The organism is Halomicrobium sp. HArcel3 (genome assembly GCF_058933135.1).
The window spans coordinates 932,399-951,378 of sequence record NZ_JBZYDN010000001.1 but is presented as its reverse complement, the minus strand read 5'-3'; the positions used below and the strand labels follow the sequence as shown (position 1 = coordinate 951,378).

The following is an 18,980-nucleotide window of genomic DNA, read 5'->3' as shown; positions in this document are numbered from 1 at the left end:
TGCGAACCGATCACGCCAGTTGGGCACGTTTAAGCCGCGCCGTCTGCTTGCCTCACCCATGCAACCACGCGACCTCTCCGCCCACACCGTGTACCGGGCGGGTCGCGGCGTCGACGAAGTCGCCCGCGAACTGGGTCTGGACCCCGACGACCTCGTGAAACTCGCGTCGAACGAGAACATGTACGGCCCGAGCCCCGCGGCGGTCGAGGCCATCCGGGAAGGCGCCGACCGGATGCACTCGTACCCGAAGGCGTCCCACGCAGACCTGGTCGACGCCCTCGCTGAGAAATGGTCCGTCGAGTCCGACCAGGTGTGGCTCGGCAACGGCGGCGACGGCGTGCTGGATTACCTCGCCCGCGCGATGCTCGAACCCGGCGACGGCGTCCTCGTCCCCGAACCCGGCTTCGCGTACTACCCGATGAGCGCCCGGTTCCACCACGGCACCGTCGGGACCTACGAAATCTCCAGGGCCGACGACTTCGCCCAGACGCCCGACGTCGTCCTCGATTCCTACGACGGCGAGCGTATCGTCTACGTCACGAGCCCGCACAACCCGACGGGCTCGGAGATGACCAGCGACGACGTCGTCGAACTGGCCGAGCGAACCGACGAGGAGACGCTGATCCTCGTCGACGAGGCCTACGGCGAGTTCACCGAGAACCCGAGCGCCGCCACACTCCTCGGCGAACGCGACGACGTGGCCGTCTTGCGGACCTTCTCGAAGGTGTACGGCCTCGCTGGCGTCCGCCTGGGCTACGGCCTGGTTCCCGCGGAATGGGCCGACGCCTACGCGCGCATCAACACCCCCTTCGCCGCGAGCGAGCTGGCGTGTCGCGCCGGCCTCGCTGCACTGGACGACGACGACCACGTCGAACAGACCGTCGAGACGGCCCACTGGGCCCGGGAGTACTACCACGAGAACCTCGACGCCCCGACGTGGGACAGCGGCGGGAACTTCGTCCTCTGCGAAGTCGGCGACGCGACGGCCGTCGCCGACGCGGCAGAGCGGAAGGGTGTCATCGTCCGCGACTGCACCAGTTTCGGCCTCCCCGAGTGCATCCGGATCACCTGCGGGACGCGCGAGGACGCCGAGACTGCCGTCGAGACGATAAACGGGGTGCTGGCGGAGTGAGGGTCGCCGTCACGGGGACGCCTGGAACCGGAAAGACGACGGCGACCGAGTTACTCGCGCAGGACCCCGACTTCGACCTCGACGTCGTCCACCTCAACGACGTGATCAAGTCGGAGGGGTTCGACGAGGGCACCGACGAGGACCGCGGAAGCGTCATCGCCGACCTCGACGCCGTCGCCGAGTGGCTGGATGGTCGCGACGACGTGCTCTTCGAGTCGCACCTCGCGCACAACTTCGACGCCGACCGCGTGGTCGTCCTCCGTGCACACCCCGACACCGTCGTCGAGCGCCTCCGTGAGCGCGGCGACAGCGACGCGAAGGCGTACGAGAACGCCGAGTCCGAGGCACTGGACGTGGTCCTCTCGGAAGCTGTCGAGAACCACGGACTCGAAAGCGTCTACGAGATAGACACGACCGACCGGTCGCCCGAAGACGTCGCTGGGGAGATATCCGCCGTCGTCGCTGACGACCGCGAACCGAGCGCCGGCGACGTCACGTACATCGACTGGCTATGACGCTGGACAAGTACCGCGGACTGGCCGACAAGATGCTCGGGCCGTTCGTCGGCGGCGCCAAACGCCTCGGTATCTCGCCGGACGGCGTGAGCGTCGTCGCCTTCGTCGCCGCGGCGGCCGCCGCCGTCGTCTTCTACCTGGCGGGCTCCGACCCGGTCCTCTATCTCGTCGGTGCGGTGCTCGTCTTCGTCAACGGCTGGCTCGACCTGGTCGACGGCGCCCTCGCGCGCGAACTGGACGTCAGCTCCGACGCCGGGGACCTGCTCGACCACGTCCTCGACCGCTACGCCGACATCGTCCTCCTCGTCGGCCTCGCAGCCGGCATCGGCCGGTACGACATCGGCCTCGCAGCGGTCACGGGCGTGCTGATGACCTCCTACCTCGGAACCCAGGCCCAGGCAGTCGGTCTGGACCGCGTCTACGGCGGGCTTGTGGGCCGCGCCGACCGCCTCGCACTCATCGGCATCACGGGCGGCGTCGCGGCGTTCTACACCGACCCCCTCGCCGGACTCACCATCGTCGGCTGGCTGCTTGTCGCGCTCGCCCTCGTCGGCCACCTGACGGCCCTGCAGCGGTTCTACTACTCGATGCGCGCGCTCTCCTGACGGTGCGTGCGATTTATGCCGCGGCGTGTCGAAGCGACGGACATGGTTCAGTGTGAGATGTGCGGGAAAGACGTCGGGAGTCCGAACCGCGTGAAGATCGAGGGCGCGGAACTCGACGTGTGCGACGACTGCACGGAGTTCGGCACCGAGATTCGGACCGAGGACTCCTCGTCGAGCACGTCCACCAAGTATTCGACCAGTAGCTCGTCGGGGTCATCCGGGTCCTCCTCGAGCACCGGGAGTGGGTCCAGTGGGTCATCGGGGAGCTCCGGTGGGGGACGCCGCCGTGACATGTTCGACCAGATGGACGAACTCGCCCAGGACTACGACGAGCGCATCCGTAACGCCCGCGAGAGCACCGACATGAGTCAGGAGGACCTGGCCAACGAACTCAACGAGAAGGCGAGCCTCATCCGGAAACTCGAACGCGGCGACACGCTGCCGAGCGACGACGTCCAGAAGAAACTCGAAAGCGCGCTGGGTATTACGCTCACCGCCGGGTCGAGCGACGCGGACGAGGAGTGGGAAGGCGGCTCCAGCAGCGGGAGTTACACGCTCGGTGACGTGGTCAAGCGGAAGGATTAGGCAGGTCGAGCGGAGCGAGACCTGCGGAAAAGACGAACGGGGAACGGAGTGACCCGTGAGAACTGAACGGTCCGAACGAAGTGAGGACCGTGGTTGACCGAGCGGGAGCGAAGCGACACGCGAGGACTGAACGGTCCGAACGAAGTGAGGACCGTGGTTGACCGAACGGGGAGTATTGCGAGCCGTGAGACAGGCAGGTCGAACGGAGCGATACCTGCGGAAAAGACGAACGGGGAACGAAGTAACCCGCGTTTTCAGGCGGTCGTCTGCGTTCGCTCCGTCGCAGTGACTGTTCCCGCTCTGTCCAGTGTGAGGGATACCGTCTCGTTCTTCCGAGTGACGTCCACCCGTAGACGGAGTGGATCCGTAGACAGCACCGTCTCGCTGTTGGGTTTGCAAAATTCCAGCGTCCAGAACGGGACGGTCCGGACGTCGACGCCGTGCTCGTAGAAGAAACTAGTCACGGCGGGGTGGCTGACGAGATACATCCCGACCGGAATCCCGTGCTGGAACCCACAGCGGTGGCAGTGGCCGTGATAGTGATAGTGGTCGCTTCGAGCACCGCCCATCTCGATCTCTCCGTCGACGCGTCCGTGGCACTCCGAACAGATGTTCTGGCGGAGTAACGCGCCCCATCGGTTTTCCAGGAACGCGATTCGCTCGACCACCTCGTCTGCTGGATGTGATTCGAGGAGGCTCGGCGGGACCGAGAGGGGTATCGCGTGTCCGTCCGTTCCACAGGTGAGTCTGAGTATCCCGTCTTCGTAGTGGAGCTGCAACGAATCCTCACAGTAGTAACACTCTCCCGGTGCGTCGACCGGACCCCACGTCCACTCTGGGTCGAAGACGCCCGAGGAAACCGCCGAGACGGCTCCCATACCGATACGGGAGATCATGTATCCCGCCGGTTCTTTCTCGACGAGGTCGCCCAACTGGTCGAGGTGGTAGTTGAAGTTCCCGTTGTCCCGAATCCCGACCGCCTCCTGAAGTTCCGTGTACTCCAGCCACGGATCGGTCGGGTCATCGCTGTACGCGTCCGCGAGCGCTCGAAGAATTCCCATCCGAGTCGAATCACTCACCAGGTCGAACACCCTGGTCGGGTTCGGTTCTTCCCCCTCCATCGTTCGAAGGTGCAGCGCTCGGATGGTAAACGTTCGTATCAATATCCTTTGAGTAATTGGTTGCTCCGAACGAATACATCCCTCGCAGAACGAACTTCGAACGTAATCAGCGATGGTCATCGAACGAACGCTTACCAGTTCCAGTGTGGTCTCGCGTAGTTATTTTACGCCGGTCGAACACCGAATCTGCCCACTGGGTATCGCCGGGAAACAGGACTCATGAACGAGAGAAAGCGACAGCGCCTCGTCGACAAGGTCAGACGGCCATCGGGGACCATCGGCCAAGAAATCCCCGACGAGATCAGCGTACAGGGAACGACGATCGACCTGAACGAGTTCGTGTTCGAATGCGAACGCCTCGATACCATTCCAGAGAGTGAGCGCGACCGCATCGACGAAATGAAAACGAAACTCCAGCGGGAACGGCTCGAGCGAAAACACCGAATCGCCCGCGACGAGATTTCGTACGAAGAAGGCGAACGACTCGTCCGGAGTATCTACGGTATCGACCGCGCGCTGAACGCACTCGATGGGCTGGATTCCCCCGACATCGAAGAGCAGTTACGGCAGAAAAAACTCGAAGATGCGAGAGAGCTCCTCTCGCTGATCAGATAACGGCGACGGTGAAAACGACACCTTCGGAGATGGTCACCACAGTGCTTCCCGAGGTCTCTGTCGTGTGCGTGGGACCCGTCGACGGTCGTATCCACGACCTTTGGTACGTCAGACCGATGCTGCTACCGCGTGGCGATTCTGCGTTCTATTCGTGGCTTCTCGAGTTGCTCGGGACTGCCTCTGACTTCCCGATTCCTGACATTCTACAGCACGAGTTCGCGTTCTTCGAGATCGAGTTCAGCGGCGAGTTCGTCGACCGTCTCCTGCAGGTCGCTGATTTCCCGGTGGAGTTCCCGGTAGCGCTCGCTCTGGCTCAGCTCCGCTCGTGAGCGCTCGACGCGGAGGACGTTCCGAGTGAGTTTCTTCCGCGTGAGTCGCTGGAGCGCATCGGTGTACTCGGTGACCGCCAGCAGGCGGTCGACGACGTCGAAGACCTCCTCGCGCGTGACGGGCTTGACGAGGTAGTCGTCGACGCCGAGGCCGATGACGTCGAAGTCCGGCGGGGCGTCCGTCACCATCGCCACGCGGCAGTCGACGTCGCTGTCCTCGATGGCAGGGAGCACCTCGTGGCCCGAGAATCCCGCCAACCGGCGGTCGACGAGGACGACGTCGACGTCGTTCGTGAGACGTTCGATCCCCTCCTCGCCGGTGTAGGCGGTGACGACGGCGTACTCGTCACCGAGGTAGTCGGCGTAGAGGTCGGCCAGGTGTCGCTCGTCCTCGATGACGAGGACTGTCGCGTCAGACGTCGCGTCCCCTGTCACGTGTATTCGTCTGGATATCTCCTGCTATACACCTTAACCGTCACTGTCCACTCACTGTTCGAAAACGCTGCGCACCGGCGAAGGCGTTCACTGACTGCGCAACATATATGCGCCACCCGGGTCGTGTTTCGATATGTTCGTACTCGTCAACCTGAAAGCGTATCCCTGCGACCCGGTGGCCGTCGCCGAGGCCGCGCAGGACGTGAGCGAGGAAACCGGCGTCCGCGTCGCGATCGCACCCCAGGCGGCTCATCTCTCTGCCGTGGCCGACACGGGCGTCGAGACGTGGGCCCAGCACGTCAGTCCGGTCGAACACGGCAGTCACACCGGGAGCACGCTCGCAGAGGCCGCCGCGGACGCGGGCGCGACCGGCACGCTGATCAACCACTCCGAGAACCGACTCAAACTCGCCGACATCGACGGCTCCATCGAGGCGGCCGACCGCGCGGATCTGGAGACCATCGTCTGCGCCAACAACCCCGACCAGATCGGTGCCGCGGCCGCGCTCGGCCCGGACTCGGTCGCCGTCGAACCGCCGGAACTCATCGGCACCGGCACGCCCGTCAGCAAGGCCGATCCCGACATCGTGACGGACGCCGTCGAGGCCGCCGCGGCCGTCGACGAGTCCGTCGACGTGCTCTGCGGGGCCGGTATCTCGACCGGCGACGACGTCGTCTCGGCGCAGGATCTGGGCGCGACGGGCGTCCTGCTCGCCAGCGGCGTCGCGAAGGCCGACGACCCGCGCGCCGCGCTCGAAGACCTGGTCGAGCCGCTCGACTGATAGTGGTGGTTGTAAGCACTTACCGGCGTTCGACGGTACCGGCCACGACGAACGCCGGTAAAAAGTTACAACCACCACTATGTAGCGCCGCTCGAATCTGACCGTTCCGAATTTTCGGAGAACGACCCGCGAGAGACAGTGCTACGCCGACGCGTCGACGACTTCTCGCAAGTCGGCGACGGCGTCGGCGATGTCGGGCGCAGAGAGGTCGGCCGGCGCCTCGTCGGTCACCAGTTCACGCAACACGGATTCGTATCGCCCGCAGCTGGCGTGCTCGATAAAGCCGCCCAGTCGAAGCTCACGGTTGTAGGCGTACGCCCTCGTGCGGTCGCCCGACCCGCCCGCGGAGAAGTGGGCGTTGAGCGGCGTGTCCGGCCCCTGTTCGACGTAGTACTGGAGCATCCGTTGGGCCTTCTCGTCCAGCTCTCGCAGATCGGCCTCGACGTCGTGGAGGAACGCCGGCGTCTCGTAGTCGGACTCGCTGGATTCCCGTTCGACGAGGAGCGCACCACCCGTCTCTTTCGACTGGCTCGACGACGCCGAGCCGTTCGACGCAGTCGACTGTCTCGACTCCGTACCGTTGGCTGACGCCGTCGATTGGCCGCCGTCACTCGCGTCGTCGGTGAAGTCCTGCGGTTCGAAGTCGAAGTCGACCGCAGCGGTCGCTCCGTCTCCGTTCTCGCTCTCTCCGTTTGACGCACTCGCCGCGTCCCCAGTGGCCGACGCCGCTGCCGCGGAGGCCGCATCGTCGCTGCCGGGCGCTCCACCGTCGTCGCCGCCGGCCATCGCGGCCCCGTCGTCGGCGAACATCCCGAACGCGTCGCCGAAGCCGCCGCCGGAGGTGTGGTCGGCCGACGGTTCGTCCGGTTCGCTGGCGGCGTCGGCCGTTGCCGTCGCGTCGTCAGGGGACGATTCGGCCGCCTTCTCGCCGTCGTCTTCCTCCCAGCGGGCCCGTCGCCGGCGTTGCTTCTCCTTCTCCGTCCGGCCCGGGTTGTAGCCGTCGACGTGCTGGAGGAGCGCGTCGGTGAACTGCTCGGCCATCTTGCGCATGTCGCGGGCGTCCTGCAGTTCGGTCTCCAGTTCGGCGATGCGGGAGTTCTTCTCGTCGAGTTGCTCCCGGAGTTCCTTCACCCGGTCCTCGGTCTGTTGTTTCTCCTCGCTTATCTCGGAGAGTTCGGAGACCAGGTCGTCACTGACGGACTTGAGCTCCGGACGTTCGAAGTCGTCGAGGCCGGGCGTGGCGCCGGCGTCGAAGGTCTGCTTGCGGTGGAACTGGACGCGGCGGATGGACTCGGACCAGTCGGTCATGAGGAAAGCCTCGCCGTCGTCGAGGTCCTCGACGGCGTCGGCGTACTGCGAGTCGATGATACGACCGACGACCTTGGTGTCGTTGTTCCAGGTCAGACGGTGCCAGACCAGCCAGTCACACTGGGTGATGTAGTCCTTCTTCACGTCGGCCGGGCGCTGGCTGATGCCGACCATGCCGAGGCCGTGCTTGCGTCCGCGCTTGCCGATCTTGATGAGCATCTTCCCGACCTCGCCGACGGAGCCGTTCTCCGGGATCCACTCGTGGCACTCCTCGACGAGCATGAGGAAGGGCTGTTTCTGCTTTTTCGCCTTGGCGAAGAGGTGTCGGGCGACCTCCTTCAGGAGTTCCTCGGCCTCGTCGCCGTCGAGGAACGAGGAGATGTCGAGGATGATGGGCACGTTCTGCTCCAGCGCGAGCGAGGCGATCTTTTCGGCGTGCTCGGCGGTCACCTGGATGTCGCATTCGTCGTCTGCGCCGGCGTGGAGGATCTCGTACTCCTCCTTGAGTCCGTAGTACTCGCCGTCGATGTCGACGATGAGCATGCCGAATCCGCTGTCGAGCAGTTTCTCGGCGATGACCGACGCGGTGTTGGACTTCCCGGACCCTGACTTCCCGGTGACGAACCCGCGGCCGGTGAGGAGTTCGACGACCGGGAGGTCGACGGATCTGCCGGGTTCCTCCGCCCCGCCGACACCGGGACTCGTCGTCGCGACTGTGATGTGTTCTGTCTCGGCCATTCGATCTTGCTATAGAGCAGTGTCTAGCGGCCCATAACTGTCCGTCAGACGCATGTCACGCGCGACACAGGTTGGTCGCACCACCACCGCTCGCCGCACAAAACGCTAAACCGAATGGCGCTCATACGTCACCTGTGAGTGGGGAGGCATGACCCGGTACGCGACGTTCGTCGAGGCCGGGACCGTCTACGTGGGGAGCGAGGACGGGCAGGTGGAGGTCGGCGACGTCGACGACATCCTCGACGTCATCGGCGGCCCGGCCTGGACGATCAGTTACACCGACGCCGCGAAGGAGCGCCACCCGGCGATGGACACCTCCGACGAGGGCCTCGTCGTCGACGTCGTGGACATGATTCAGGCGATGACCCACGGCGAGAAGTTCGTCCGGACGCTCCAGGCACACCCGGTCGAGACCGCGGCCGACGACGAGATGGCGCCCCGGACGGGCCTGTTCGTCGGAAAACTGCTGGAGAACCTGGAGAACGGCGTGGCCTGAGGGGTGCGTCTAGAACTCGCCGAGCGTCGACTGACCGTCTGACGAGCGGCCGCTTTCAGCCGCTTCGTCGTCGGCATCGTCGCCAGTCGAACCCGTGGGACTGTCGTCGTCAGACCTGTCTGTTCCGTCAGCCATTGCTTCGAACCCGTCGAGACTCGCCTGCCCTTCAGAAACCGGACCGTCGTCCGTCGTCGCGTTCGTGGGTGATGGCTCGTGACTGCTGCGCTCGAACGAACTGGTCGAATCGGCGGATTCGGCCGACCCGGTCGCGCTCTCGAACCCGTCGAGGCTGGACTGGTCGCCGCCGGAGAAACTGAGCTTCGAGACGCGGACGCCGACCTTCCGGACGCGGTCGCCCCTGAACTCCTCCAGCAGGTCGAGCGCCACGTCCTCGACCAGGGACGGTTCGTCGACCGGGCCCGGGAGCGAGTGCGCGCGCGTGTGAACGTCGTAGGGTGGCGTGACGACCTTGATACCGATGGTCTGGTAGAGGGCATCCTTGCTGGTCGCCCGGTCGGCGACCGAGTCGGCGAGCGAGCGGACGCGGTCACGTTTCGCGTCCTCGTCGCTCGTCGCGCTGGCGAAGGCGGACTCCCGCGAGAGGCTCTTGGGCAGGCCCCGGGGCGTGACCTCGCGTTCGTCCTCGCCGCGGGCGTAGCGGTAGATTTCCATCCCGCGTTCGCCGAAGCGGTCCGCGAGCGTGTCGAGGTCGGCCTCGGCGAGGTCGCCCGCCGTCTCGATGCCCATCTCGCCGAGCTCGGCCGCCGTCACCGGGCCGACGCCGTGGACCTCGTCGACGGGGAGGTCGGCGAAGAAATCACGCACGCCGCCGGGTTCGACGACGACGAGGCCGTCGGGCTTGTCGTGGTCGCTGGCGACCTTCGCGGCGCTCATCGTCGGGGCGACGCCGACGCTCGCGGCGACGCCGACCGCGTCCTCGATGTCGGATTTCAGTTGCGCTCCCCACTCCTCGGCTTCGTCCCAGCTGATCTCGTCACTGACGTCCAGGTACGCCTCGTCGATGCTGACCTCGCGGACGACGTCGGCGCGCTCGTTGAGTATCTCCTTGACCTCGGCGCTGACGGACTCGTAGTAGGACATGTCCACGGGTCGGTAGAAGCCGGCCTCGTCGACGTCCAGATGGGGGTCGTCGACGGCGTCGATTTTACGGGGGAGTCGTTCGAGGGCCTCCGAGATGGCCATCGCGCTGTCGACGCCGTACTCGCGGGCCTCGTAGCTGGCGGTCGCGACCGCACCGATGGTTTCCCCGGGTTCGAAGCCCATCCCGACGACGAGAGGTTGGCTTCCGAGGGCTGGCTCGCGCAGGCGCTCGCAGGCCGCGTAGAAACAGTCCATGTCGACGTGGGTGACGATGCGGGTCCCGTCGTCCGTCGCCGTTCCCGGGAGCCGCTCCCCGTCCATAGTCGTGTCCTCTCGGGTGGACGCCTATCAAGGTTCGCGTACCGCGGTGAAGGTGGTCACTGGGACGGAGTGAAAAATCGAAAAGCCGTGACGGCGGGCGGCCAGGTCCGCCGTCGACGCTGATCGGAATCCGGTACGGCTTCCAGAGGCGTCAGCGGTGATTCCCGCCGGGAGCTCTCTGGCTCCAGATGAACGTTAGCGCCTGGCACACTTGAGTGTTACTCCGGTTCGTCGGTCGACGACTGCGCAGCTGCGTCCCCTCGCGAACGGGCTGTCTCGTCAGTCTCCCGGGACGGAGTCCGCTCGCTTCCGGCGCTGTGCTCTGATCGTCGTGACGCCGAAGACAGACGTGGCGAACGCGACGAACCCCGCGGCGGCGAGGAACGCCGCTTCCGCGGAGACGAAGTCCTTGACGCCGCCGATGAGCACCGGACCGATCACCTGACCGACCTTCCAGGAGATGGACCGCAGCGACATGCTGGAGGCGACGGCGTCGTACTCTGCGCCTTCGTCGACGAACAGCGACATGCTCGCGGGCAGGCGGATGCTGTCCGCGACGCCGAGGACGCTGAACGCGGCGAACATGGCGAAGAACGCACCACCTAGCTCCTGTGTGCCGCCGAACGCGGTGAACCGCACCGGATCGACGGTCCCCTCGAAGTACGCGGCGAGCGGTATCAGGGCTGTGCCGAGCCCGTAGAGCCCCGCACCGACGGTCACGAAGAGGTGGCGCCGTCCCAGTCTGTCGGTGAGGTCACCGACGTAGCCCTGGGTCAGCGCCTTCGTCAGCTTTCCGCCGGCCATTATCCACCCGATGGCGAACGCGGAGATGCCGAACTCGGTGCGCGCGTAGATGGGGAGGAAGATGATCACCGCCATCTTGCCGACGCTGAAGGTGAACCGGAAGGTGACGAGCGCCCGCACCATCGGTCTGGCCAGCAGCGTCCGGAACGTCTCGACGCCACCGGCGTCTTCGGGGTCCTTCCGCCCGCCCGGATTCGTGCGGAGGAACGACCAGACGAGGACGAACGTCGCGACAGTGATGCCCGCGAGGACGACGTAAGTGAACGTGAAGCCGTGTGCGAACAGGAGATACCCGCCGACGACGTCGCCGGCGAGCGACGAGATCGCGCCGAACTGGTTGTAGGACCCGAGCCACCGCCCCTGCTCGCCGTCGGGGCTTATCTCGCCGATGATGGTCGATCCGGTTATCCAGAGAACGGACGCGCCGAGCCCCTGGACCATCCGAATGAGAACCACGTGAATGGCGTTGTCGACGAAGACGAACCCGGCGAAGACGCCGAGGTTGAGGACGAACCCGGCGAGCAGGTACGACTTGGCGTTGCCGGTGTCGATCTTGCGCCCCAGCGGGAGCACGACGAGTAACTGGACGAAGGCGAACCCGGTCCCCCAGAGCCCCTCGACGACGCCGGTCGTCCCGAACGCGTCGGCGTACAGCGCCAGGGCTATCAGTATCGTCGAGAACGCCTGGCTCCTGGCGAACGCCGTGCCGGCGAGCGCGGCGAACTCGCGGTCTCTCAGGAGCGCGAGCGATCCTCCGACGCGGGACACCTACCGGATCACCGTCCTGAACGAACAGTCAGTGTGACGTCGTCAAAAAACGCTCGAACCCGGTAGCATTCGGGGACCGCGTTCGTCCCGTCCCATCGTCCCGTCTCACCATCCCACCGTCTCGTCCTGTGCAGTCCCGTCACTCCGTTCTGTGCAGTCCCGTCACTCCGTTCTGTGCAGTCCCGTCACTCCGTTCTGTGCAGTCCCGTCACTCCGTCCTGTGCAGTCTCGTCCCCCCGTCCTCTCCCGCACCGTCACGTACAGTCGGTTGACCATCGCCACATCTGAGAGACGAAGCCCGGTGTGCGAGTTTGGTCGTCAGCTCCTCTCACCTTCGAGCCAGTTTCACGCCGTGGAGAGCCCCCTACAGGGACCGGTCGTCGCCAGCGGTGGGTACGTACGTCTCAACCACACCTCCGGAAGCGCCGAATTGACCACCAGCTATCGCCGCCACGTCCCTAATTCATTAGGTCAAACGGTCTTGGCCAAGCGCCGCTTAGCGACGGGTGATGTCTGGTCCCCTGACGAAGATACGAAACAAGTTCTCGAATCGCCAGTCGACGGACACCGAGGCGGCGCCCGAGGACGAGCAGCCAAAGACCGTGCTACACGAGTGTACCGCTTGCGGGTCGGTGTTCATCCAGCACACCGGTGAGCGGTGTTCGGAGTGCGGATCCGATTCGCTCGTCGAGCAGTAACCTGGCACTTTCTGTCGCACGCCAACGGGTGGATAGCCGAGCGGCTATCCGTGCGTTCTGCCGGCACGTCGAGTCACAGTGGCAGTGTTCGCGGTCCCATCTGTCGTCTGCTGCCACGCGCAGGACCGTCGAAAGGCCGATATTGTTTTATCGATAGTCGTTCTTGCGTCGTACACCGATGGAAAACGGACGGGACGGCTTTCGAACCTTCGACGACGTCTCGCCCAGTGAGACGGTGATACGGGAGGTCGCGGCGAAGACCGACACCGATCCGCTGGCGCTCCCACCGCTCTACGAATCGATCGATCCGGACGCGCTGGACGCGCTGTTCGAATCCGCTGACGGGACCAGCGTCCAGGTCGAATTCGAGTACGCCGATCGCCACGTGGTCGTCGATAGCTCCGGTCGCGTCGGCGTGAGTTCCTGAGTAGCGGGCGCGCCTCACTACCTGGCTTTCGCCTCTTATCCGACGGCCGGCAGTACTGTCGAGTGCGTATTCTCTTGCATAGTGGCTTCGGTGTGAGTGCCCGAATTCATGGTCCTCGATCTGAATTTGACGATGTGGGTGAACGAATGACATACACGTCCGCCGCTCGAGCCAAAAAGTATCGTACTCGGTCAGTCCCCTGTCCTCGCCGGCGCGGTCCACGAGTACTGGACCTGCGATGGGGAACTGCCCGTGGTTTCAGTCCCGTTCGATGGGTGCAGTAGGCGGCAGGGAACACTCTGCCACGGAGATAATCGATGGAATGCCAGGGATCAGCAACGATGGACGAGAGAGACGAACTGCTCGGCCTGTTCGCGGACAGATACCGCCGCGCGACGCTTCGGTACTTTCACGAGTCCACAGCGGACGTGGCGACAGTGAGCGACGTCGCTGCGGCGCTCAGCGAAAGCCACCAGGAGGACTCCCAACAGATCGCAGCACGACTCCACCATTCGACCCTGCCGAAACTCGCCGAGGCTGACGTTCTCGAATACGACCCCCGGAGTACCAGCGTCCGCTACTGCGGCCATTCCGGGATCGACGCCATAGTCAACGTCCTCGACGAGTTGTGATACCGTCCGAATGGCCACGAAATGTATCAATCGCCTGTTCGGAGACAGCGTATGGTTCGGCCACTCCCCGCCCGCGCCGATGACGTTCGACCGCCGGCGCTGGTCCTGACGGTGCTCGTGGCGACCGTCGTGGTCGGCAACCGCGCGCTCTGGAAGTCCCTCGACGGCGTCGGGGGCGGCCAGGGAGCCGTCTTTCCGTTCTGGCTCCCGCAGTTCGGTTCTCTCGGTCGAGCGGTAACGTTCTACGCGATGGTCTTCGATTTCGCCACCTACGTGGTGATCCCGGGTACGCTCTTCTGGCTCGGATACGCGCTCGGGCGGCGACAGTCCCCGAAGTGACCAGACGAGCTATCCGCGAGCAACTGGTAATCGACCGCTAGCCATCCCTGGAGCCTCTTTATCAACCTCGACGCGATACGTGTAGCAATGCCGGTAGACGACGAACAGCCGGGCGACCCCATCGACATCCTGCTGGTCGAGCCGAGCCCGGGCGATACCCGACTCTTCACGGAGTCGTTTCGAGACGGCAAACTGGCCAACTGTCTCCACACCGTCTCCGACGGCGAATCGGCCATCGACTTCCTTCACCAGCGCGGCGGGTTCGCCGACGCCCCTCGCCCCAACCTCGTCCTCCTCGAACCGAACCTTCCCGCCACGGCCGGACGGGATGTCCTCTCGGAGTTGCAGAACGAACCCGCCCTCTCGGACATCCCCGTCACCGTCCTGACGAGTTCCGACGTCGGCGAGGATATCGCCCGGTCCCACGGCATCGAGGCCGACCACTACATTCAGAAACCCATCGAACCCGACGAGTTCATCGCGTTCGTGCAATCCGTCGAGGATTTCTGGCTCGCGATCATCGAAGAGCCAGTCGCAAACGACTGATTTGCCGCTCCTCGATTAGTTACGGTGGTCTGGGGCTCCCCGGAGACGAGCACACGCTAGGCGGTGCTCGTGGATTTGATTCGCTGAAAGAGTGGGGCCGGAGGGGACCGTCCCGACGAAACGGGACTGCAGGGTCTGTATCGTTTGAATTCATGAATTCACCTCCACGTCGAGATCCGTCGGATCGGTGTGTTCGCAAATGTCGATACCATCGAAGTCGGTGATGCGTCTCCGGAGGTCATCGTCGAGATCGGGCCGGTCGTAGTACCGGCGAATCACGTCGGGGGTAGTTGCCGCGCGGTCGGCAACGTCGCCGATCGAGCGACCGATGTTCAGCTGCCACGTGATGCTCCCACGTCGAGCCGGGTGGGGCGAGCTCGACGACGGGCACTGGCAGGATTTCGTTTGTTGCGTCCACTCACAGTTTCGGCGCTGCCGACTGTGCGGACACTCCCGCATTACACAGGGGAGCGTCAGCTGATACACCCAGCTCGTGATCGTACTCTTCGCTGGGCGTCCGCGCCGGCTCGCGAACAGCGGACGGCGGCCGTGGTCGTCATGAACGTCGTGGCGTTCCCGCTCGACGTACTCGTGGAGCGCCTTGTTCGGTTTCTCCGAGAGGATCACCTTCCGCTGGTGCATATCGCCGCGTTTGAGACGAGTTCCCGTCTCCGGCCGGTTCATGAATTTCAGTGTGCGCTCATCGGGGTCGTAGTCGCCGAGGTCGAGCGCGCGGATGCACGATCGACGCGCGCCGGTGTGGCCGATCACTTCCAACAGCGCGTGACGTCTCTTTCCGTGCCACGCGACGGCATCCCGATAGAACTCCAGGAAGTCACGGAGGTCTTCAGGCTGGAGCGTATCGGAACTCGTCTGGTCCTTGTCGTCGAGCTTCAGCGGCTCGATGGCGAGGTGCGTCCCGACCGGGATGTATCCCTGCGACTCCAGCCACTTCAGCCACCGACGGGCCTGTTTCTGTTTGCTCTGGACCGTGACGCGCGCGTAATCCTGCTGGAGCAGCCAGTCGGTGTACTTGCCGACCTGCCACATCTCCAGTTCGGAAATGTTCACCAGGTCGGCTTCGTCGGCGTACCGTTCGAACGTGTCCAGGGACTTCCGGTAGGTCCTCGCCGTCGCGCCCTTCCAGTCGGGACGGTTGCGCGAGATGAACAGGTCGATCGACTCCGGGATCTCGAGGTCCGGAGAATCACCAGCTGGCGGGCCGCGAGGAGACCCAGTCATTCGAACTCGACCTCCGTGTATTCGAGGTTTCGTTCACAGCGATTGCACCGCCACGCGAGGTAGCCGCGGACCATCCCGACGTACTCGACGAAGGAGCCGCAGGTCCCGCACTGGTGGCCCATCAGTTGCCACCTCCCGAGACGGCCATCATTCGGTTGCAATTAGGGCAGGGGAGATTCCGCTGGGCTGACGCAGCAGCGGGATGGGAATTACACGGCCGCTCGTGTCCGCAATCTGGGCACCGGAGACGGGCTGGTGAACGTACTCGAAATGAATCCGATTCAACTGACTCGTGGCGGACGATTTTATTAGTCCGCTTGTCGTTGATAAGCATGGGTCGATCGGTCGCTTACAGCATCGGATCGGCCCACCCCCGGCGTGTCCTAGCACGCCGGACCTTTCTGCAAGGCCAGAGGGTGAGTCAACCAGCAGTTTACTGGCCAATTACAAATACTCTTCGGTGAATTCGATAAGTTCTATCGAGAGTTGTCGATCACTATTCGAGGAAGTCTTTTGGAGTGTAAGGAATTCACTAATGATTTTAGGGTTACCCTCAATTCTCGGATAGTGGTTAGAAAGCGAGCAGACTGGATGAAGCCCGTCGACGAGGTGATCCTCGAAACACTTCGCGACGAGGGCAACTTGACGCCCCAGGTTATCGGTGAGTTCGATATTGCCTCGGCCGACTACGCAAGCGCCCGCCTTTCGCGAATGACGGAATACGGACTGACGCAGCGTATCGGTAGAGGTCTCTATCGTATTACCGAAGAGGGCGAGTCCTTTCTTGATGAAGAACTCGACGCAAGCGAGCTTGAGTCTACAACCGATTCCTGATTGCATCCAATTTCTTTTTGGTACGTAATTGGCTAATAAGCCAGCCAACACCGGAGTGAAAGTGAAAGTGTGAAACGGATAAAAGGATTAAGGGGGCTGGTAGATACTCGGATATCAGATGAGGCTAGATGATTACGTCCAGAAGAGAGAGAACGTGGTTCAACAAGTGTCGGCCACGAGACCCAATTCCTACGATTCTGCCGGTTCTGGAACCTTAGCATGTACCGATGTGCGATTGGTATACACAGAAGGAAAGAAGACTACCGACATTCGGATACCGAGCATTAGCAGAATATCAGTAGAGGAACCAAGCTATCTCAATTCGAATATGATATTCGGATTGGTATTCGGCGTGGTAGGGATGATTGCGTTCCTACTCTCAGGAGTATTTTCCGGAACTCTCAGTGTAGCAGCGATTGTAATAGGTATTCTCGGGTCATTCGTCGGCATGATGGGGGTAGGAACAGGAATTTACTACGCGAAATGGAAACTCAGTGTAAGTACAGGGAGTACAAGTATCGATTTCTACAGTAGCGACAGTTCTTTGGAGAACATCGCTCACGCGATCCGTGGAGTCGAGTAGACAGCACACGGACGCGCTTCCGTCCAGCCTCTCTTCCCTCGCTCGCTCCGCTCGCTGCGGGCGCTATGCGGCTTGGGTCCGGGTCGCTACAGCAACGTGACCGCATTGGGATTCCCCTCCCTTCGGTCGGGGGCCCGACGGTGGTACAGCAGCGGGCTATGAGACAGCCAGCCCGCCCTCACCCCGTTGAGGGGGTCGGGCGGGCAGGCTGGCAGGATGGGAGTTGAGAGAACGGAAGAAGGGTTCTGGGTTCGGGGTCGGAGAGGAGATCGGCGTCACTTGTCCAGCTGGAACATGGCGCTATCGTCGTCTGGGTCGTAGTACGCCTGAACCTCGGGAACGGGTTTCAGCGTGAACGACTCCTCGACGAGCTCGCCGTCGTCGATGCTCTCGTAGAACTCAGCCGAGTAGACGTCTTCGCCACGGTCTCGCTCCTCCCGGAGCTGCCGGACGAAGTACGTCGAGTGTTCCCGAATCGGCGGGGCGATGTCGTAGCCAGACTCTCGGTGACCGATGATCACCATCCGGAGGCCGTACTTGCTCTTGTGCGTAATCAGCGGGTAGAGGTGTTCGTTGACGTCATAATTCGACGTTTGAGCGTTCGCCTGTGTGCTCATCTCGTCGAGGATGACGAACAGGTCCTCGTACTGCTCGATCAGCTCTTCGAGTCCGGTCCGGGTGGTGACGTTGGTGTGGGTCCGGTCATCGAGGTCGTGGTCGTGCCACTCGACGGGGTCGATGTTCGTAGCGAGATGCATCTCCGGGTCATCCCGCATGGCGAGCCCGGCAAGCAACAGCGCCGAGTTCGTCTTTCCGCCGTCAGTACTCCCGACGAACGTAGAGAGCCAGCCGTCGCGCCGCATGTCAGCGAGTAGGTGTTGCAGGAGTTGCGCAGTAGAGAAGTCGCTCTCGCGATGGGTCAGGCCCGTGAGGTACGACAGCAGCGGCAGCCAGCCCTCACGGACAGCCTGGGAAGCCAGGTCCGAGCCGTGAGCAGCTACCATCTGTTGACAGTACGCGGACTGTTCGAACGACGAGGGAAGCCGCTCAGTACCGACGTACTGGCGGATCTGGTCGTATCGGTTTTTGTAGTAGACGTACCGTTTGAGTTGGTCGCCCTGGAGGAACGGAGCGAGCGGGTAGGTCCGGAGGTTGCCGGAACGGAGGCGCCCCTCGGAGACCTCTCGCCACTCTGCCGCAGCGAGGGCAGCCTCAGTCATCGGCCTCGACCACCGGGGCGTCGCCGTTCTGTTGCAGCTCCCGGCTTCCGGGTTCGGGCAGGTCGTCGCGGTCGGGATCGTCGTCGACGGCGCGGTCGCGCTCGTTCATCTCCTCCAGGTCGACGCCGCCCGACATGTCCCAGTCGAACGCGTCGCCCGGGTCGTCGAAGAACGTATCCTCTTCAGCGCCGACCAGGAGGCCGCCAGCGAACCGATCAGTGTTCTTCAGCACGTCTATATCAGCGCCGGCTTTGGCCTCCAGCGCCTCTTGCGCCAGGGGTACGAGTTCGTCTTTCGCCTTCTTGAACGCGTAAACGGTCTCCATCAGCTCGAACGGCGTGATGAAGCCCTCCCAGGACGCAGTTGCCACGCGCTGGGCGTACGTCTCCGTCTCGCCGGTGACCGGGTCGACGCGCTCGCGCTGCTCGACCTCGACCTCCTCGGCGATGTACGCCTTTCCGGAGTTCGTCCGCCGGTCAGCGAGCGAGCCCTCGACCTCCAACGAGTTCCACTCCGACGGGGAGAAGTACTTGAGATGCAACTCCTTCTGGTCGCGGTCGACCAGGACGAGCGGTATCTTGCTCCGCTGGATAGCCCACCAGCAGCAAAGCACCGCGTACGTGACCACGAACGGCGCCGCGATGCAGCTCACCATCAACGCGATGGCGAGGCCGCGCGCGGGGAGCGTGATGACCTCGAAGTACACAGCGGCCAGGAGACCGAAGCAAGCGACGGCGAACATCAGCAGCAGGAACGTCTTACGGACGGCCTTGATCATCACTTCGGCGCCGGTCGTCGTCGAGCC

The 18,980-nt window shown here is 63.7% G+C and carries 23 protein-coding genes; 14 read left to right on the top strand and 9 right to left on the bottom strand.

The window, feature by feature from the left end; genetic code table 11:
- The first annotated feature begins 58 nt into the window (after positions 1–58).
- From hisC to AC5FRV_RS04835, 4 genes are read left to right on the top strand one after another with little or no spacing between them, the layout of a single operon-like run.
- Positions 59–1,132: a histidinol-phosphate transaminase gene (gene hisC / locus AC5FRV_RS04850; RefSeq protein WP_493559965.1), complete on the top strand. Its 1,074-nt coding sequence runs from the start codon at positions 59–61 to the stop codon at positions 1,130–1,132.
- Positions 1,129–1,647 (top strand): adenylate kinase family protein, encoded by a 519-nt coding sequence (locus AC5FRV_RS04845; RefSeq protein ID WP_493559964.1) that lies wholly within the window; start codon positions 1,129–1,131, stop codon positions 1,645–1,647. Before hisC ends, AC5FRV_RS04845 begins: the two co-directional genes overlap by 4 nt.
- Positions 1,644–2,252 carry a CDP-alcohol phosphatidyltransferase family protein gene (locus AC5FRV_RS04840; RefSeq protein ID WP_493559963.1) on the top strand — a complete coding sequence of 203 codons (609 nt, stop codon included), beginning with the start codon at positions 1,644–1,646 and terminating at the stop codon, positions 2,250–2,252. Before AC5FRV_RS04845 ends, AC5FRV_RS04840 begins: the two co-directional genes overlap by 4 nt.
- A gap of 42 nt (positions 2,253–2,294) precedes the next feature.
- A complete protein-coding gene (locus AC5FRV_RS04835; protein WP_493559962.1) occupies positions 2,295–2,837 on the top strand; it encodes a multiprotein bridging factor aMBF1 in 543 nt (180 codons plus the stop codon).
- Between the two features lie 254 nt (positions 2,838–3,091).
- On the opposite strand, the gene AC5FRV_RS04830 is transcribed toward AC5FRV_RS04835, so the two are convergent.
- Positions 3,092–3,958, bottom strand: a complete 867-nt coding sequence (locus AC5FRV_RS04830) for a winged helix-turn-helix domain-containing protein (RefSeq protein ID WP_493559961.1) — start codon at positions 3,956–3,958, stop codon at positions 3,092–3,094.
- A gap of 219 nt (positions 3,959–4,177) precedes the next feature.
- On the opposite strand from AC5FRV_RS04830, the gene AC5FRV_RS04825 reads away from it, so the two are divergent.
- Complete coding sequence (locus AC5FRV_RS04825; RefSeq protein WP_493559960.1) at positions 4,178–4,573, top strand: DUF5788 family protein; 396 nt, start codon at positions 4,178–4,180, stop codon at positions 4,571–4,573.
- A gap of 203 nt (positions 4,574–4,776) precedes the next feature.
- Here AC5FRV_RS04825 and AC5FRV_RS04820 read toward each other — a convergent pair whose 3' ends face one another.
- Positions 4,777–5,337 (bottom strand): response regulator, encoded by a 561-nt coding sequence (locus AC5FRV_RS04820; protein WP_493559959.1) that lies wholly within the window; start codon positions 5,335–5,337, stop codon positions 4,777–4,779.
- A 133-nt stretch (positions 5,338–5,470) separates the two neighbouring features.
- On the opposite strand from AC5FRV_RS04820, the gene tpiA reads away from it, so the two are divergent.
- A complete protein-coding gene (gene tpiA, locus AC5FRV_RS04815; RefSeq protein WP_493559958.1) occupies positions 5,471–6,118 on the top strand; it encodes a triose-phosphate isomerase in 648 nt (215 codons plus the stop codon).
- A 141-nt stretch (positions 6,119–6,259) separates the two neighbouring features.
- Here tpiA and AC5FRV_RS04810 read toward each other — a convergent pair whose 3' ends face one another.
- The gene (locus AC5FRV_RS04810) at positions 6,260–8,164 is read right to left on the bottom strand and encodes an ATP-binding protein (protein WP_493559957.1); all 1,905 of its coding nucleotides are present in this window, start codon (positions 8,162–8,164) and stop codon (positions 6,260–6,262) included.
- A 148-nt stretch (positions 8,165–8,312) separates the two neighbouring features.
- Between AC5FRV_RS04810 and AC5FRV_RS04805 the strand changes: the two genes are divergently transcribed.
- Complete coding sequence (locus AC5FRV_RS04805; protein ID WP_493559956.1) at positions 8,313–8,660, top strand: hypothetical protein; 348 nt, start codon at positions 8,313–8,315, stop codon at positions 8,658–8,660.
- 9 nt (positions 8,661–8,669) lie between these two features.
- Here AC5FRV_RS04805 and dinB read toward each other — a convergent pair whose 3' ends face one another.
- Both dinB and AC5FRV_RS04795 read right to left on the bottom strand, forming a co-directional pair.
- Positions 8,670–10,082, bottom strand: a complete 1,413-nt coding sequence (gene dinB, locus AC5FRV_RS04800) for a DNA polymerase IV (protein WP_493559955.1) — start codon at positions 10,080–10,082, stop codon at positions 8,670–8,672.
- 279 nt (positions 10,083–10,361) lie between these two features.
- The gene (locus AC5FRV_RS04795; RefSeq protein WP_493559954.1) at positions 10,362–11,654 is read right to left on the bottom strand and encodes an MFS transporter; all 1,293 of its coding nucleotides are present in this window, start codon (positions 11,652–11,654) and stop codon (positions 10,362–10,364) included.
- A gap of 509 nt (positions 11,655–12,163) precedes the next feature.
- On the opposite strand from AC5FRV_RS04795, the gene AC5FRV_RS04790 reads away from it, so the two are divergent.
- From AC5FRV_RS04790 to AC5FRV_RS04770, 5 genes are all read left to right on the top strand, one after another.
- On the top strand, positions 12,164–12,352 hold the full coding sequence (locus AC5FRV_RS04790; RefSeq protein ID WP_089817478.1) for a hypothetical protein: 189 nt from the start codon (positions 12,164–12,166) through the stop codon (positions 12,350–12,352).
- A 178-nt stretch (positions 12,353–12,530) separates the two neighbouring features.
- Complete coding sequence (ddfA, locus tag AC5FRV_RS04785; protein WP_493559953.1) at positions 12,531–12,779, top strand: DdfA family disk-determining factor; 249 nt, start codon at positions 12,531–12,533, stop codon at positions 12,777–12,779.
- A 341-nt stretch (positions 12,780–13,120) separates the two neighbouring features.
- Complete coding sequence (locus tag AC5FRV_RS04780; protein WP_493559952.1) at positions 13,121–13,411, top strand: DUF7344 domain-containing protein; 291 nt, start codon at positions 13,121–13,123, stop codon at positions 13,409–13,411.
- A 51-nt stretch (positions 13,412–13,462) separates the two neighbouring features.
- Positions 13,463–13,750, top strand: coding sequence for a hypothetical protein (locus tag AC5FRV_RS04775; RefSeq protein ID WP_493559951.1), 288 nt, complete (start codon positions 13,463–13,465; stop codon positions 13,748–13,750).
- Positions 13,751–13,837: 87 nt separating this feature from the next.
- Entirely contained in the window at positions 13,838–14,296 is a 459-nt protein-coding gene (locus AC5FRV_RS04770; RefSeq protein WP_493559950.1) for a response regulator, read from the top strand.
- A 150-nt stretch (positions 14,297–14,446) separates the two neighbouring features.
- On the opposite strand, the gene AC5FRV_RS04765 is transcribed toward AC5FRV_RS04770, so the two are convergent.
- Positions 14,447–15,538: a tyrosine-type recombinase/integrase gene (locus AC5FRV_RS04765; RefSeq protein WP_493559949.1), complete on the bottom strand. Its 1,092-nt coding sequence runs from the start codon at positions 15,536–15,538 to the stop codon at positions 14,447–14,449.
- The gene (locus AC5FRV_RS04760) at positions 15,535–15,660 is read right to left on the bottom strand and encodes a hypothetical protein (protein WP_493559948.1); all 126 of its coding nucleotides are present in this window, start codon (positions 15,658–15,660) and stop codon (positions 15,535–15,537) included. The genes AC5FRV_RS04765 and AC5FRV_RS04760 overlap by 4 nt, the downstream gene beginning before the upstream one ends.
- Before the next feature lie 445 nt (positions 15,661–16,105).
- Between AC5FRV_RS04760 and AC5FRV_RS04755 the strand changes: the two genes are divergently transcribed.
- Positions 16,106–16,372, top strand: coding sequence for a winged helix-turn-helix domain-containing protein (locus AC5FRV_RS04755; RefSeq protein ID WP_493559947.1), 267 nt, complete (start codon positions 16,106–16,108; stop codon positions 16,370–16,372).
- Between the two features lie 118 nt (positions 16,373–16,490).
- Positions 16,491–16,955 (top strand): hypothetical protein, encoded by a 465-nt coding sequence (locus AC5FRV_RS04750; protein ID WP_493559946.1) that lies wholly within the window; start codon positions 16,491–16,493, stop codon positions 16,953–16,955.
- Between the two features lie 275 nt (positions 16,956–17,230).
- Here AC5FRV_RS04750 and AC5FRV_RS04745 read toward each other — a convergent pair whose 3' ends face one another.
- Together AC5FRV_RS04745 and AC5FRV_RS04740 are read right to left on the bottom strand one after the other, a co-directional pair.
- A complete protein-coding gene (locus tag AC5FRV_RS04745; RefSeq protein WP_493559945.1) occupies positions 17,231–18,175 on the bottom strand; it encodes a hypothetical protein in 945 nt (314 codons plus the stop codon).
- Positions 18,168–18,953 carry a hypothetical protein gene (locus tag AC5FRV_RS04740; protein ID WP_493559944.1) on the bottom strand — a complete coding sequence of 262 codons (786 nt, stop codon included), beginning with the start codon at positions 18,951–18,953 and terminating at the stop codon, positions 18,168–18,170. Before AC5FRV_RS04740 ends, AC5FRV_RS04745 begins: the two co-directional genes overlap by 8 nt.
- Between the last annotated feature and the right edge of the window lie 27 nt (positions 18,954–18,980).